The sequence below is a fragment of the Planctobacterium marinum genome, assembly GCF_036322805.1.
Taxonomy (GTDB): Bacteria; Pseudomonadota; Gammaproteobacteria; order Enterobacterales; family Alteromonadaceae; genus Planctobacterium; species Planctobacterium marinum_A.
Genome location: NZ_AP027272.1, coordinates 3,059,443 through 3,075,549, shown reverse-complemented (window position 1 = coordinate 3,075,549; position 16,107 = coordinate 3,059,443). Strand labels below are relative to the sequence as shown.

12 protein-coding genes are annotated in these 16,107 nt (G+C 47.6%); 5 read left to right on the top strand and 7 right to left on the bottom strand.

Features of this window, described 5'->3' with window-relative positions; translation table 11 throughout:
- Window positions 1–28: 28 nt before the first annotated feature.
- The 3 genes from gcvT to gcvP all read left to right on the top strand — a co-directional run bounded on the left by gcvT (window position 29) and on the right by gcvP (window position 4,654).
- Window positions 29–1,108 carry a glycine cleavage system aminomethyltransferase GcvT gene (gene gcvT, locus AABA75_RS13685; RefSeq protein ID WP_338293169.1) on the top strand — a complete coding sequence of 360 codons (1,080 nt, stop codon included), beginning with the start codon at window positions 29–31 and terminating at the stop codon, window positions 1,106–1,108.
- Window positions 1,109–1,184: 76 nt separating this feature from the next.
- Complete coding sequence (gcvH, locus tag AABA75_RS13680; protein WP_338293168.1) at window positions 1,185–1,574, top strand: glycine cleavage system protein GcvH; 390 nt, start codon at window positions 1,185–1,187, stop codon at window positions 1,572–1,574.
- A 176-nt stretch (window positions 1,575–1,750) separates the two neighbouring features.
- Window positions 1,751–4,654, top strand: a complete 2,904-nt coding sequence (gcvP, locus tag AABA75_RS13675; RefSeq protein ID WP_338293167.1) for an aminomethyl-transferring glycine dehydrogenase — start codon at window positions 1,751–1,753, stop codon at window positions 4,652–4,654.
- Window positions 4,655–4,847: 193 nt separating this feature from the next.
- Here the strand turns inward: gcvP and AABA75_RS13670 are convergent, their stop codons facing one another.
- The 5 genes from AABA75_RS13670 to AABA75_RS13650 form a co-directional block, all read right to left on the bottom strand.
- Window positions 4,848–5,180, bottom strand: a complete 333-nt coding sequence (locus AABA75_RS13670; protein ID WP_338293166.1) for a hypothetical protein — start codon at window positions 5,178–5,180, stop codon at window positions 4,848–4,850.
- Window positions 5,149–5,652, bottom strand: a complete 504-nt coding sequence (locus AABA75_RS13665) for a hypothetical protein (RefSeq protein ID WP_338293165.1) — start codon at window positions 5,650–5,652, stop codon at window positions 5,149–5,151. Before AABA75_RS13665 ends, AABA75_RS13670 begins: the two co-directional genes overlap by 32 nt.
- 144 nt (window positions 5,653–5,796) lie before the next feature.
- On the bottom strand, window positions 5,797–7,050 hold the full coding sequence (locus AABA75_RS13660; protein ID WP_338293164.1) for a serine hydrolase domain-containing protein: 1,254 nt from the start codon (window positions 7,048–7,050) through the stop codon (window positions 5,797–5,799).
- Window positions 7,051–7,662 (bottom strand): hypothetical protein, encoded by a 612-nt coding sequence (locus tag AABA75_RS13655; RefSeq protein WP_338293163.1) that lies wholly within the window; start codon window positions 7,660–7,662, stop codon window positions 7,051–7,053.
- Window positions 7,663–7,688: 26 nt separating this feature from the next.
- On the bottom strand, window positions 7,689–7,901 hold the full coding sequence (locus tag AABA75_RS13650; protein WP_338293162.1) for a helix-turn-helix domain-containing protein: 213 nt from the start codon (window positions 7,899–7,901) through the stop codon (window positions 7,689–7,691).
- A 333-nt stretch (window positions 7,902–8,234) separates the two neighbouring features.
- Here AABA75_RS13650 and AABA75_RS13645 point away from each other — a divergent pair, with 333 nt between their 5' ends.
- Both AABA75_RS13645 and AABA75_RS13640 read left to right on the top strand, forming a co-directional pair.
- On the top strand, window positions 8,235–8,891 hold the full coding sequence (locus AABA75_RS13645) for a transporter substrate-binding domain-containing protein (RefSeq protein WP_338293161.1): 657 nt from the start codon (window positions 8,235–8,237) through the stop codon (window positions 8,889–8,891).
- A 277-nt stretch (window positions 8,892–9,168) separates the two neighbouring features.
- The gene (locus AABA75_RS13640; protein WP_338293160.1) at window positions 9,169–9,594 is read left to right on the top strand and encodes a hypothetical protein; all 426 of its coding nucleotides are present in this window, start codon (window positions 9,169–9,171) and stop codon (window positions 9,592–9,594) included.
- An 80-nt stretch (window positions 9,595–9,674) separates the two neighbouring features.
- On the opposite strand, the gene AABA75_RS13635 is transcribed toward AABA75_RS13640, so the two are convergent.
- A complete protein-coding gene (locus tag AABA75_RS13635) occupies window positions 9,675–12,296 on the bottom strand; it encodes a glycosyl hydrolase family 18 protein (protein WP_338293159.1) in 2,622 nt (873 codons plus the stop codon).
- Window positions 12,297–12,391: 95 nt separating this feature from the next.
- Window positions 12,392–15,922, bottom strand: a complete 3,531-nt coding sequence (locus AABA75_RS13630) for a glycosyl hydrolase family 18 protein (protein ID WP_338293158.1) — start codon at window positions 15,920–15,922, stop codon at window positions 12,392–12,394.
- Between the last annotated feature and the right edge of the window lie 185 nt (window positions 15,923–16,107).

Below are 16,107 nucleotides of genomic sequence, written 5' to 3'. Positions count from 1 at the left end.
AGCCCTACAATTAACAAGAGAGCAAGCCATGCTGCAAACCACTCCGCTTCATGCCAAACACCTTGAATCTAATGCCAAAATGGTAGATTTCCATGGCTGGGAAATGCCCCTTAATTACGGCTCTCAAATCGAAGAACATCACGCTGTGCGCCAGGACGCAGGTATGTTTGATGTTTCTCACATGACTATCGTTGATGTGAAAGGTGCTGATGCTAAAGCCTACTTGCGCAATTTACTTACGCACGATGTAGAGAAGTTGCAGGTTGCAGGCAAAGCCCTATACAGCGGTATGCTGAATGAAAAGGGTGGGGTAGTAGACGACCTTATCGTGTATTACTTCGATGAGCAGGATTACCGCGTAGTGGTTAACTCAGCCACTAAAGAAAAAGATTTAAACCACCTGAATAAGTACGCTGCAGGTTTTGATGTAAGCATTACTGAGCGCCCGGAGCTGGCCATGGTGGCGGTACAAGGTCCGAATGCCAAAGAAAAGACAGGCACGATATTATCTGATGCGCAAAAAGCCGCAGTAGAGGGCATGAAAATGTTCTTTGGTGTACAAGCTGAAGACTTGTTCATCGCCACAACGGGTTACACTGGCGAAGCGGGTTACGAAATCATCGTGGCTGAAGACCAGGCTGCGGCCTTGTGGGATAAGCTATTAGCTGCTGGCGTTAAGCCATGTGGTTTAGGTGCACGTGATACCTTGCGTCTGGAAGCGGGCATGAACCTGTATGGTCAGGATATGGACGAGACAATTTCTCCATTAGCGGCCAATATGGGCTGGACAGTTACCTGGGAACCAGAAGAACGCGATTTTGTGGGCCGTAAAGCTCTGACCGAATTAAAAGCCAGCAATAACGACAAGCTGGTAGGCCTGGTAATGACTGAAAAAGGTGTATTGCGCGCTGGCTTAAAAGTGAAAACTGACGATGGCGAAGGCGTGATCACTTCTGGTACATTCTCACCCACATTAGGCCACAGTATTGCTATGGCACGTGTACCAAAAACCGTGGGCGACACCGTTGAAGTGGAAATGCGCAAAAAGTGGGTTACAGTAAATGTGGTAAAACCCAGTTTTGTGCGTAACGGCAAGTCAGTTTTATAATTCAATTTTTGCCTGACTGAACCGTTAAAGAACCGATTAATTCATCAAATTATAAAGAACTATCCGAGGAAAAATTATGAGTAACATTCCTGCTGAATTACGCTATGCCGCAACTCATGAATGGGTGCGCCCTGAAGGCGATGGTGTTTTCACTGTTGGTATTACCGAGCACGCTCAAGAGTTATTAGGCGATATGGTATTTGTTGATTTACCAGATGTTGGCGACCAGGTGAGCACCGGTGATGACGTGGCTGTAGCCGAATCTGTGAAAGCGGCGTCTGATGTATATGCGCCTATCAGCGGTGAAGTAGTCGGTGTTAACGAAGAGCTTGAAGACTCTCCAGAACTTGTTAACTCAGATGCTTATGGCGACGGTTGGTTGTTCAAAATTAAAGCCGACGATGAAGGCGAAGTGGAAAACCTGATGGATGCCGAAGGTTACGAAGCCAGCATCGACGAAGACTAAAGGTTATCTATTCAAGGGTCAGAGCCGTTTATACAAACAACTCTGGCCCTTTTTGTTTATACGCACGTAAAACAGGTGATTGGGTTCAGAGCCGTTTTATCAAAAAACGGGCTCTGGCTTTTAAATTTGAAACTTTAACAAAACGGGTTTATCCCTTGGGAAACTGAAATAGCATCATGTCTGAGCAATCTCTCTCATTATCTCATTTAGAACAAACCGAAGATTTTATTCGTCGCCACATTGGGCCAAGCGAAGCCGAAACGGCTGACATGCTGGCGGCTGTGGGTGCAGAGTCATTGGATGATTTGATGCAGCAAACGGTACCAGGATCTATCCGTTTACCAGAGCCGATGAATGTGGGCAAAGCGGTAACTGAAGCCGAAGCATTGGCAAACCTGAAGCAGGTCGCTAAAAAGAACAAACTGTTCCGCTCGCACATTGGTATGGGCTACAGCGATGTGCATGTGCCTAACGTAATTTTGCGCAACGTTCTGGAAAACCCGGGTTGGTACACGGCTTACACACCTTATCAGCCAGAGATTGCCCAAGGCCGTTTGGAAGCATTGCTTAACTTCCAGCAATTAACCATTGATTTAACTGGTCTGGAGCTGGCCTCAGCCTCTTTATTAGATGAAGCCACTGCTGCTGCCGAAGCCATGGCCTTGGCCAAGCGCGTTTCCAAAAACAAGAAATGTAATACTTACTTCATTGCCGACAACGTGCACCCGCAAACCATCGACGTGGTGTGTGCCCGTGCTGAAATGTTTGGTTTTGAAGTAGAAATCGCCGCCGCTGAAAAAGCTGTCGACGGTGATTATTTCGGTGCACTATTACAATATCCGGGCACTACGGGTGAAATTACTGATATCAGCAACCTGATTGCCGCGGTGCAATCCAATAAAGGTATCGTAGCGGTCGCTGCTGATATCATGAGCTTGGTACTGCTTAAAGCACCGGGTGAGCTGGGCGCCGATGTGGTGCTGGGCTCTGCGCAACGCTTTGGTGTGCCCATGGGTTACGGTGGTCCACACGCCGCGTTTTTTGCTACCAGCGACAAGCACAAGCGCTCATTGCCTGGCCGCATTATTGGTGTCTCTAAAGATACTCGCGGTCGTCCGGCACTGCGCATGGCCTTGCAAACCCGCGAGCAGCACATCCGCCGCGAAAAAGCCAACTCTAACATCTGCACCGCGCAGGTATTACTGGCCAACATGGCCTCTTTTTATGCGGTTTACCACGGTCCAGAAGGTTTAAAAACCATTGCAAATCGCATTCACCGTTTTGCGGATATCTTCGCACAAGGTTTAACTGATAAAGGCTTTACCCTGCGCAACTGCACCTGGTTTGATACCGTGAGTGTTAACGTGAGCGAAGAGCAAAAAGCCAGCATCATAGCCAACGCATTAAATGCCGGTATTAACCTTCGTACCGACGTAGAAGGTATGCTGGGGGTAAGCTTTGACGAAACCACTACACGCAGCCATGTTGCAGAATTGTTCAATGTTTTCTGTGGTGAGAATCACGGCCTGGAAGTGGGCGCATTAGACGCCCGTATTGTATCTCAGGGCAGCAATTCTATTCCTGAGGAACTAAAGCGCACTACTGACATCCTGACTCACGAAGTATTTAACCAGTATCACTCCGAAACGGAGATGCTGCGTTATATCAAATCTTTGGAAAACAAAGACCTGGCGCTGAATCACTCTATGATTTCCTTAGGTTCTTGTACCATGAAACTGAACGCTACTGCCGAGATGATCCCGGTAACCTGGCCAGAGTTTGGTGGTATTCACCCGTTTGCGCCAGTGGATCAGGCGCAGGGCTATCAGGAAATGATCAACGAGCTGAGCGATTGGCTCATCGAAATCACCGGTTACGATAACCTGTGTATGCAGCCGAACTCCGGCGCACAAGGTGAATACGCTGGCTTGATTGCCATTCAGAAGTATCACCAAAGCCGAGGCGATGCCCATCGCGACATCTGCTTAATCCCTAGCTCTGCCCACGGAACTAATCCGGCTTCAGCCAATATGGTTGGCCTGAAAGTGGTAGTGGTGGATTGCGACAAGAACGGTAACATCGACATGGCAGACCTTAAGGCCAAAGCCGAAGAGGTTAGCGAGAACCTGTCGTGCATCATGGTTACGTATCCGTCTACCCACGGTGTATATGAAGAAACCATCAAAGAAATCTGCGACATCGTGCACCAGCACGGCGGGCAGGTGTATATGGATGGCGCCAACATGAACGCTCAGGTAGGTATTACATCACCGGGTTTAATTGGCAGCGACGTATCTCACTTAAATCTGCACAAAACCTTCTGTATTCCACACGGTGGTGGCGGCCCAGGTATGGGACCTATTGGTGTTAAATCTCATCTTGCGCCATTCTTGCCAGATCACAAAGTGATCAACGTTGTAGAGGGTAACCAAAATAATGGTGCGGTTTCCGCAGCACCATGGGGCAGTGCTTCAATTTTGCCAATCAGCTACATGTACATTCAGATGATGGGCAGCGAAGGTCTGAAAAAAGCCACCGAAGTGGCCATGCTTAACGCTAACTACATCGCCAAGCGCCTGACTGGTCACTTTGATGTATTGTACCGCGGCCGTAATGACCGGGTTGCGCACGAATGTATTATCGATTTGCGTCCTCTGAAAGAAGCCAGTGGTGTAACCGAAATGGACGTAGCTAAGCGCTTAAACGACTATGGTTTCCACGCGCCCACCATGAGCTTCCCGGTAGCCGGTACGCTGATGATTGAGCCAACAGAATCCGAAGCTAAAGCCGAACTGGACCGATTCTGTGATGCCATGATCAGCATCCGTGAAGAAATTGCCAAAGTAGAAAGCGGCGAGTGGGATGCCACCGACAACCCACTACACAACGCACCGCACACACTAGCGGATATCTGCGATGCCGACTGGAACCGCAGTTACGATCGACAGCTAGCGGCGTACCCAGCTGAAGCCGTGGCCCGTAACAAGTTCTGGCCCACGGTAAACCGCATCGACGATGTATACGGCGACAGAAACCTTGTGTGCAGCTGCCCGAGTGTGGATAGCTATAGAGAAGAGTAATCGATACGGCTTTTCGAAAAGACGAAGCTAAACGCTTTTTCAAAATCTTCAAAAAACCAGGGCTATTTAGCCCTGGTTTTTTATTTGGGTTTTCCGTTGAGAGTGGAGCAGGGCAACTCTCGATTAATCGCATCATTTTTTTGATGTGATTAGTTGGGGTAATCAAATCAAAAAGTGATGAGATTAGTGGGGGTTATTGATTCTCGTTCTCTCGCTCAAAAACTTCAGACCAGGCGATAAGCCTGTTCTGATTATTCAGCAATAAGCTTTTTTGATTGGTGACCATAATCGTGTATTGGTTGTTTTTGAACAGAATTACACCGCGATGTAACTCTCTTTCCTGGGCGCTTTGATTGAGCGTTTCAATTCGAGTGCAGGAGACAACTCTGTCTTGCTTTAACTTACTCCATGGAATGTCCTTACAGACGGCCTTTTCTATGTAGGTTTTGCCGGATTCCTGGCCCAATGCTCTTGGAATACTCAATAATAAATTGCTAACCGCGGCGAAACCCAGAAAAAACACCATAATGATCCCCATGACCGCAAACGCTTCGAAACTCTGAATCGTTCCGGTTTTTTAAACTGCCTAAAAAGCCATGAGGAAGGTCTACGTTGTTCGGCGCTTTGTTATTCTCCTCTAGGTTGAGGCCACTAAAGTAGTGGTAAATGGAATACATTAGTATCACTAAAATAAGAGCGCTGAACAGAATAGTCATTGTATATATGAGTCCGGATAAACTCGCGTTTATCATCCCATTGACAATATCCTTAAAGGACAACGATGCCTGATACACCGATTCCAGAATCGATAATTCTATTTCAATATCTCCAAGCCCTACCATTTGTAGTTTTCCTTTGAGGTAGGCGTAGCCCCAAAAGTGGACATAGGTGGCGATTACTGCTGCGATGAGGGGGATATAGACTTCTGTGTTTCGTAACAATGCAAGTTTGTTAGTTGTGCTTTCGGGTGTCTCTGTTGTGGTGCTATTTGAGTCCATTTAACTGATTTGTCCATAAGGGTAATTATATTGACCTTTATGGAGTGTAGTTACAGAACTGTAGCAAGTGCAAGCATTTAAATAGAGGCTAGTGAACAGGTCGCTGGGGCAGGGTACTAGTGCACCCTGCTCAGTGTAGAATCATTAGTGACGCTTTTGTTTACGCTTCGCAAAAATCAACCTCGCCATAAGCAACATCACAATCACCACAAAACCTGAGAACATGGGTTGCCAGGCGCTGGCGATGGCTCGTTCAAAATGTAAAAAGTCGGGGTAGCCGGATTGCCACAATACCCATTCGTAACCAATTTGGCTGGCCAAAAAGTCTCCTCCAGTGCTGAGTACAATCAGGGCATCGCCGCTGCTTGGATTGATGCGCAGTGTGCTGTTGATGGCGGGTTCGTTAGAACCGTCGTGGCCGAAGATAAACTGGCCTTTGTTTGATTGCCCTTGTGCATCATCCAATGGGGCATACAACATGGCTCCTAAGCCCCAAATGGGCGCGCCCAGTTTGTTGCCAATTGGTTGGGTGAGAGCCTGGCTATGGCGGCTTATTAAATCCGAACTTAGCAATTGCACCAGGTCGTGTGCCGACAAGGATAAACCCGTGGCAGCCGGGGAGGCATAGTAATAAAGCGGTGCCGCAGTGCCAACTTTATCATAAGACTTTGAATGGTTATCCAGCGTGCTAATAGGGTCGTAAGTGGCGCGGCTCATGCCGGTGGGAGCGAATACCGATTGTTGCATCCAGCTCTCAAATGCCATATCGGTTTGTTCTTCAACTACCAACTCAGTAATCAAATAGCCACCACCGGAATAAGCCCATTCGCTGCCGGGCTCAAAACCCACTGTTATGGCTCTAACGCCATCAATGGCTTGCGGGGCATTGAGTGAGTCAATGAGGTTGGGCACATCTTCTGCATTTTGATAATCCGCAAAGCCTAAACTGTCGGTTAAGCCAGCCGTGTGAGATAGCAGGGCGCTTAAGGTAACTTTGCTGTGATCAAATGGGGATTCTGGTAACTGCCAGCCGTTGATTAATTCCGCAACGGGTTGGTCAAGTGATGCCTGGTACTTTTCAGTGAATTCCAACACGCCCAGCGCCGTGAAGAACTTACTCATGGAGGCGACAGGAAACAGGGTTTCGCGGTTTATCTCATCCAGAGAGTGATTGTAGTTTTCATAAACCACCTCACCGGACTCAATCAGTACCAATGCCACATTGCCCCTAACTTCAGTAGCCAGTTTTCGCTCTATGGCGCTGGTAAAGCCATTCACATCATCTTTGTGGGCCAGCGGTTTTAACCACCATCCGCTTAATCCACCATATAGGGCTACAACACTCCACAGTAATAGCAGAGACAACAACAATAAAATGCGTTTGAACAAGATTTTCATTTAGACCACCTCGACACTGGTGGGGCTTTTAAAATAGTAAATGGCCAGCACCAGCATGGCGGCCGGGAACAACAACAGGCTGACAAAAGAAAACACTACGGTAAGTTGCAATGCGCAGCTGATGAGTAATAGTACGCTGAATACTTTGATAAGGGATGAGAGCTCTTTGGCCTTTAACATTAATAAGATGGCAAACACCAGACCCAGAATGCTATAGATGATCAGCCCGCCGATGGAAATTGCGATGGCGATGTTATTGAGGTTATCTATGGTTTCTGCAGATGGGGCCTGAGCCATGGCAAGGAACAGATCAAATATCAGGGTGCTATGAAAGGCTATTACCGCGATGCACATCAGGAGTAATAATAGCTGAGCCGCTGTGGTACCCATGTAATCTTTCAAGGTTTTGCGCAAACTCAGGTAAACGTAGATTTCCAATATCCCCAGCACTAAAAACAACAGATCGTTGAAGTTTAATACTGTCAGGTTGGCCCGAATCGACGCCTCAAAATCTCCCATTGCGTCAGATAAGCTAAAGATCCAATAAACGGGAAATAGTGCTGCTAGAGCGATAGCCGCTATCCCTGTTGTCATTTGTTCACGTTGCTCCATGAAGCCTCCTGATATGGTTATTGCCATTACTTATTACGTTTCTCGTACACCAGAATATCCCCCGGTTGACACTCCAGTGCTTCGCAGATGGCTTCCAAGGTACTAAAGCGAATGGCTTTGACTTTTCCGTTTTTTAATAAAGATAAATTGGTCATGGAAATACCAATGCGCTCAGAGAGTTCTGTGAGCGACATCTTTTTTCTGGCCAATTCAATATCGAGATTTATACGTATGTTCATGCTGGTAAAAATAGCGACATATTTTATGTTAGTCAAATTGTATTTTATGATAAACGTAAAATAATTTATGTTTAATATGGGTTCAAATAGCTCATTTTGAGTTGTACAGCTGGTCCATTCACACTGCTCTTACGTTTAAAGCTATACTTTGTCTATGCTGTTATACATTGGCTTTAGCAGGAAACCAGATACAGCGAACTATCTTTTAAAAATAGATTTTTAATTCCAGCCACAAATGGAGAGAGCAGGTTGCGATTACTTTTTCTTCTTGTGTGTTTTTATTTAAAAAGTACACAGGCGGCAGACAACAGTAGTGCGGATAAGCATCCGCCTTTGAAGCTATCTTTGACCCATATTGAAGGGGTAATGGATGTTGCTGATGAGCAGGCCCCCTATAACCGCCTGTTGAGCGTGTTAACAGAGCAATTTGGTTTGCAGTTTGATGCGCAGTTTTATCCTAGTGGCCGTTCTAACTTTTTGCTGGATCACGGCAAAATTGATTGTATTTTCCCAATTGCCAAAGGAGTTTATCGAGGCGAAATAGAAACCCGTTTTTTAGAACCCGTTAACCGCGTTTCGGTGCATTTATTCTCTTATGGTGATACTACTTACACTTCGCTTGAGCAGGTGCGCCGTAAAACCGTGGTTTATCCGCAAGGTTATCTGTTTAGTAATTTAATTAATGATAATCCCTTTGAAGCGGATTTCACGCCGGTGTTAACACCCCATTCAGGTATGGAAATGTTAAAGAAAGGGCGCGCAGATGCGTATCTGGATTATCTGCCTGATCTGCGTTTTTCATTGACAGCCGAAGAGCTGGAGGGTATCAACTATTCTTCCGGCAACGCTATTTTCAGCACCTTTGATGGCTTTGAATGCCGCATTGAGCCACACAAAACCGCGGCTTTGGAAGCGCTAAACTCTGCTATTTTAAGTCTTAAACAATCACAACAACTGCAATCGATATTGGGTAATTATTACAATCTTTGATGGAAAAAGATGTTTTTTCTGATATCACTCATCTGATCACCCATCCCGAGATGTAAAGTAACTTACAGCATTACAGAATTATTACAGTCAAAGTGGCGAAAAGGCAGGTTTTGCATTGGTATTTGTTTATCTTCTTTATTTTTCATTAATAATCCATTTACACATTAAAATATCTAATGAAATTGATGCAATTTTTCTCAATTGTTTTCCTGCCTCGAAAGATTAAGATGTGCGCGTTTTTTGTTCTGTACCCATTTTAATGTTTTAAGAGGTTGTTATGTTTAAGTCTTTGTTCGCTGCTGTTGTTGTTGCTTCTGTTTCTCACACTGCTACTGCTTTTGAATTCGTTAACGTTGACGGTTCTGAGTTCAGCCAGAAGTGTATCGTTGCCGTACAAACTGGCGAAACTGTGAAAGGTCGTGATGCCAAGGTTTCTTGTAATGGTATGCCTATCAACGAGTTTGTTGCTAAGTACAACAAAGAAGCGAAAGAAGTGGCCAAAACTATTGCTTTCGAAAATGTAGATAATGCACCAGAGTCTGAGTTGTGCATCGCTGCTGCTACTTCAAACGAAGCATTTGTTGCTGCTAAAAGCCGTTTGTCTATCAGCCTGAACAACATCAAATGTAACGGTGTTGAGTTGAATAAATTCGCTAAGCGTTTCAACAAAGAATTCCAAAGCCAAGTTATACTTTTGATATAATATTTCATTAGAAAATGTATAAGGCGAACTATTGGTTCGCCTTTTTATTTTTAGCCTTTTAATTCAGAGTTAACTGTGAATTATTCGCAGGATGCTGGTCCGATGTCACTCCACACTGTGGCCACGCCTGGTTCATCTCCCTGAGTCCAATAAGCGGCGCTGTAACGTCTGTCCAGATGATTCACTTCACTTCCGCCTGTGTAGGCCACACTGGCATCCCATGGGAATTCAACATCGCTTAACAGTGTCCAGGCAGAATTGCTGTTGGACGGCTCGGAATTTTGATTCCACCAATTTGCCTGCCATACCAGGTTGTTATGACTGACTGTGGCACCACTTGTGTAGGTATTACCTGCACTCCAGGCGTTGTAATTGCCTGCATTGGGATCGCTGGCATCACAAGGATTACCGGTGCTATTGCCGGTAACTGTTATGCTAACAGTGGCCGTGTCGCTGTCCGTTCCATCATCCACCAGTACCTGGAATACCAGATCTTCGTTGCTTGATACGGTGGGTGTAGTAAAGCTGCTTTGCACTGAGTTGGCACCAGCCAAAGTCACAGCCGTGCCTGAAACCTGTTGCCAGCTGTAACTCAAGGTATCGCCATCGGCATCGCTGGAACCGCCAGCATCCAGGGTTACCGTGGCATTAGCTGCTACCGTTTGATTATTGCCGGCATCAGCCACAGGAGGGGTATTGCCTTGCGTTACCGCTTTCAGGGTAACTTGCACTGTGTCTTCAGCATCCAGCGCGCCGTCGTTTACCGTAAGGCGAAATACCAGGGTTTGATCCGTGCTTACTACACCAGCATTAAAATTAGCTGTAGCGCTATTGGCATTGTTAAGGGTGACAGGTGTCCCGGAAACCTGCTGCCAGACATAGCTCAAATTATCACCATCGGGATCGGTTGAGCTACTGCCATTAAGGCTTACGGTCGCAGGCAGGTTAGTGATGGTTTGATTTAATCCTGCACGGGCGGTGGGGGCATTATTGCCGGTGCCACCACCATGACCAAGGGCCTCATGCATGGCATTGAGAATGTCGCCATTATCAGCATCAATTTCCCAAGAGAATAACCCCGCCAGACCTTTTGCAGCCACTAAATCGCCTTTGGCTTGCACTGATGTGGCGTCGTCGTAGGTAATTAAATCTCCGGTACTGGCTTTAAACAAGTAAGGCGCTTCGGCGGCATTGTCGTAGTAATAGCTCCAATCAGACGAGTTGCGGAATTGGGCAATATCCCGATAATCCACCACGCCTGGCTCCCAGCTACCAGCAACCGGGCCAGTGGCTGTGCCAGTCAAGTGGGTGTTTTGGTCAAAGCCATTAACACCAGTCCAGCCGCGTCCATACATGGCCACTCCGGCTACTAACTTGGAGGGCGACACCCCTTGTGCCAGGAACTCATCTACAGCACCACTTAAGTTAAACTGCTGCGTTTGGGCATCGGTGGGGCGGAAGTCGGGGGCATAAACCCCGGTTTGATGACCTAATTTGTTTAAATCAAAGGCGCCATAAAAGTCGTAGGACATAATAAAGATATAATCCATATACTGTTGCATCGCCTGATAATCTATGCGATTGATTTTTTGCTCGGCGGCACCGACAGCAGAGGTTAGCTCATAGGTTCTGCCGGTTTCCGCTTCTAAGGAATCCAGCATGGCGCGCAAGTCGCGCATTAACAGGCGGTAAGTTTCACCGTCGTTGGTAGGATCGCCCAGGCTACCATTGGCACCGCCACCGCCGGGGTATTCCCAATCGATATCAACACCATCGAAGAATTTCCAGGTGCGCAGGAATTGCTCTACCGAATTTACAAAGGTTTGTCGGTTGCTGGCATCGCCTAAATAATAAAAGGGATCAGATAAGGTCCAGCCACCAATGGACGGAAGGATGGTCAAATCCGGGTAGGCTTGTTTTAACGCCATAAGCTGGCCGAAGTTACCACGATAGCTGTCGCCGGAAACCTGACCGTTCTGGGTTTTGGTTACCGCCGCAAAAATATCGTGAATGGTTACACTGAAGTCCGGCATGCCATTACAGCTGGCCACCAGGATATTGTGACCACCCGGATTGGCGGCTTGTAGTGAATCATTGGGGCCACAGATGGGGATAAAGCCATACAGGATATGGGTAAGGTTGTAGGCCGGGATCTTATCTACCGGGAATTTTCTGCCATATACACCCCATTCAACAAAATAGCTGCCTACTACCGAGTCAGTACTATTGGTATAGGGCTGATTGTTTTCACCATCAGTTAATACCAGCGGATCCATATGGCTACCGTCTGTATCTTCCACTTTGATGGAAACGGTAGAAGCTGCGGCGGTGCATCCGTCGTTATTGCACAGTTCTATACTTAGCTGATATTGGCCGCCCGTGTCCACCTGTAAAGTAGCACTGCCGGTTTGCGAATCGCCTCCGCCGGTTAAGTTTTGCTCGAGAACTACGGTGCCGTTCAGTAAATAGCGCGCTGACGTGGCGGCATCGCCCGACCATTTTGACCAGCTCACCGGCACTTCTGCATAGTTTTTTATGGTAACCAGTTGTTGATAAGCACTAGCGGTTTCATCAATTTCGATGATGGCGAAGTTGGTTTCCATCCAGTTAATGGTGGGGGCGCCCGGAGCGGCGGCCAGTGCCTGCCCACTTATGCCGGTGCTCAACAGTGCTGTTGCCAGCGCGAGTTTTTTCAGTTTCATTTTCGATTCTCTTGTTGTCTTGATGTGATTGTTAATAAGCGGGGCACGGCCATCGGCTAATTCAAGCCGCGCCCCCGTTTGTGTTCGACGTTGCGTTAGTAGCTACAGACTGCCGACCAGCTGCCATCGCTTCCGGGTTGTGCCGTTGTCCACCAGTTGGCTTGCCACACCGAGTTTTGATGAGTTAAGCGGTCGCCAGTGGCGGCATGGCTGGGGTTGCCTTGCCAGTCGGTTTGCGGAAAGTTGGGGTAAGCCCGATAGCTGGCGGGGTCGATATTCTGGCTTTCACAGCTTGCGCCTGTTCCACCGGTTCCATTATCTCCATCACCAGTGTCTCCATCTCCAGTGTATTCCGGCAGGTGAGGATAGGCAGATTTTAATCCCAGCACCTTGTCACCAATGTTGATGCGCAGGGCGTTGCCAAGACCAGATACGGGCAGGTAATACACCATAGAAACCGTAAACTCTGTACCCGCTGCAATACTGGTATTGCCATTAAGTGGAATGCTCACTGTATGAAAGTCTTTGCGGCTACCGTTTAGTTTAAAGTTGCTGCCGGTATAGCCAGACTCTGTCACCTGCACGCCAGCACCGTCCCAGTCTTTCACTTCATCGCCGGTGGAGGTGGGCATTAAGAAGGTGATCTCGCTGCCAGCCGGAATAGCGTGCTGGCTATTGTTGCTGATCACCAAAGTCGGGTTGATAGGATAGTTGTTGTCGCCTGCTGGCCAGTCTCGGGTTGTCACTGTGATATCAATGACTTCATCAGGAACGGGCAGAGTATGCGGCTCTTGCGTCATGGCCGAGGCAGTGGCAAAAGTGTCGTAAGCCAGGTCCGTGAGCGTGGTGCCAAAGGTGTATTCACCTTTTTGTGCATCGAAGCCGTAGTCGCCGGCCATTTCCCATACCATCATACCGCCAGCGCCTGTCTCAATAATAAACGCTAACTTTTGCGCTAATGAGGTTTCATCTTCAATAGACAGGAACACTTGCTTTTGCGGGTTCCACAACCAGCTGACTCCCAGCTCTGCACTGTAGTGATATTGGTAATCGCCGCTGATAATATCGGCCGGGTCGTTACTATCTAGACCCCAATCAGCACCGTAACTTGGCATGGCACCAAAATTCAGGGTATCGGCATTCATCAGATTCATGGCGTGCCACATAGGCATGGAGCCCGCTGGGATTTCGTTGCCATCGTCGTCCAGATCATGCCACAGGTTATCAATACCTTGTGCGCCATAGCCACAAGGCGTATTGGCTCCGGTTCCGGGTAAACACTGGGTTTGATCCGGCAGTGCTGCTTTGCCCCAGAGTCCATTCACACCGCCGGTTACTCCCTGGAATCCACGGGTGTAATAGGGAATACCAATATTGATTTGGGCTGGCGAAAATGCGCCCCGGAAATACTGGTATGCCCAGGCGGTATTCAGATAGCCAATGCCTTGATATTGTGCGGTACTATAGACACCAGCAGCGGCCAGCTCGGCATCATCACCATTGTCAAATAGCGCGGCTTGGGGGCCGACATATTCGTTCCACGCTCCGTGCAGGTCGTAGCTCATGATGTTGACGTAATCCAGTATCTCGCCTAGTGCGAAATCTTCCATTCCTCGCAATAAATAACCGGAAGAGGGCGCAGCAATGGTGAGCAAATATTTGCGATTGTCCTGTTCGCCTGCTGCATCCAGCGCGCTGCGTAAATCCGCCATGAACACTTCATAATTGTCCATCAGTTTCGCGCGACATTTATTGGATATGGCAAAATCGATGGGATTGCCCGAGTCGTTCATGGAAGAGGGGTATTCGTAATCCACATCCACGCCGTCAAAACCATAGTCACGGATAAATTGAACAGCCGAGGCATTAAATGCATTGATCCCTGCCTGATTGACGCCACAGGTATCAAGGTTCGTGGTCATGGCGTAAAAGCCGGTGGTTTCAGCCCAGCCACCTACAGAGATGAGAGTCTTCACATCCGGATACTGTTTTTTCAGTGAAGAGATGTGATTAAAGTGTCCTTTGTAGGTAAATTCAGGATCCATTTGGGCACCGGCAACTTCCGGCCATTCGAGCTCGGTGGCTTCGGCGGACACCTGTATTTCATTGGTCTGAGTATTGATACTGGCAAAGGCGTAATTGATATGGGTGAGTTTGTCCCAGGGAAGGTCTTTCGCCAGATAGGATGGCAAACCGTTTTTACCGGTACGCCAGGAGGTAAAATAACCAATAATGCGACGCGGGTGATCATCGCCCATACACTCGCTGCCGTCAGCGCGATAAATCTGGCTGATATCACAAGAAAGGTTACCGGTGCCTGTTTGTTTTACATTTACTGTTACAGGGGTACTTTCATCGCTCAATTGTGTGGCATCTACAGCAATGGCGCTTAATTCTGTGGCACCTGTTTGATTGGGTTGCCAAGTGATGCTGTACGGGGCCTGTTCACTGCTTCCCAAGGAAATGCCATCGGCAAAAAACTCAACGCTAACTACATCGTTATTCACATCAGTCACTTCAGCGCTGAGGTTTACCTGCTGATTAACAAACACATTACTGCCGGGGGAGAGTAAGGTGATTTGCGGTGCTTGTGGTTCAGTGACTGCTGAAACCAGAATGGTGCTGTTGGCGGTGTCATTAATCTCACCTGTGGTATCTACCGCCGTCGCTGAAAGGCTGATCTCGCCATCACCTTGTGCTTGCCAGTTCGCAGTGAAAGGGGCGACATTGTCGGTGCTCAATAATTGTCCGTTGATGTAAAACTCAACGTAGCCAGTGCTGGTATCTGTGGCTGCAACGCTGGCTGAGATGGCGACATTTTGACCCGCATCAAAATTTGCTCCGTTGAGGGGGGAATCAAGTGTTATGGATAGTGAGGGTTCTGGTTGAACTTCAATTATTGATATGACAGCGTTGTCATTGGCGCTTAAATTATTGCCGTCGCTGGCGATCACTTGCAGGTTTTTGTTACCCAGTCCTTCAGCCAACCATGTGGTTTGCCAGGGGGCCAGGGTATCCGAAAACAACAATTGCTGATCCAGGTAAAAATCCACCTGTTGTACTGTGGTGTTATTGGTCTCAACATTCGCGCTAATTAATACGTTTTCCCCTACAACAAATTCAGCGTTGTCCGTTGGGGTGCTGAAGGTAACGGCAAGTGTCGGGGAACTGCTGCCATCCAGGGTTAAGTTCAGGCTATTTTGCACCTCGTTGATGCCAATCTGGCCGCTAATGCCATAAGTGAGCACTACGCTGTTGCCAGGTTCTAACAAGGAGTCTGTCCAGCTATTCTCTTCAAAGTCGAATTGTACGCTGTTGGAAAATACAGCATTGTCCGCTGTTGAACTGGCATTGAGTGTGGGGGAGCTGATCCCGGTACCTGACCAGTTTGGTGCCGTTGTGGCTTTTTGGGATTGGAAGCTAAGTTGGGCGTCGTCCAGATCTAGTGCGCTGTTGCCAGTATTGCTGATGGTGATGGTGTAGTTGTTCCACCATAGGCCTTCTTCGCCCACAACGGCGACTTCGGTTTGCCAGGTGTTGGCACATACTGCCGAAGAGAGCAAACAGCAAGTTGCGGCTGTTGCCTTGCCAATCTTTTGCAAGATGGCGTTGTATTGAAAAGTCATTCTCGGTTCCTCTGTTGTTATCCCGTTAGTAAAAAACGATGCAGATATGACAGCGTTGTCATTCCATAACAAAGAAAAAGGAACTTGCTTATCGATGTTCCTCTGTCCTGATTTCACTTTCCGTGCTCAATGCTGAATTTGTCACCAGCCTTATTAAAGAATTAACATTTAGTTTACAATGCGTA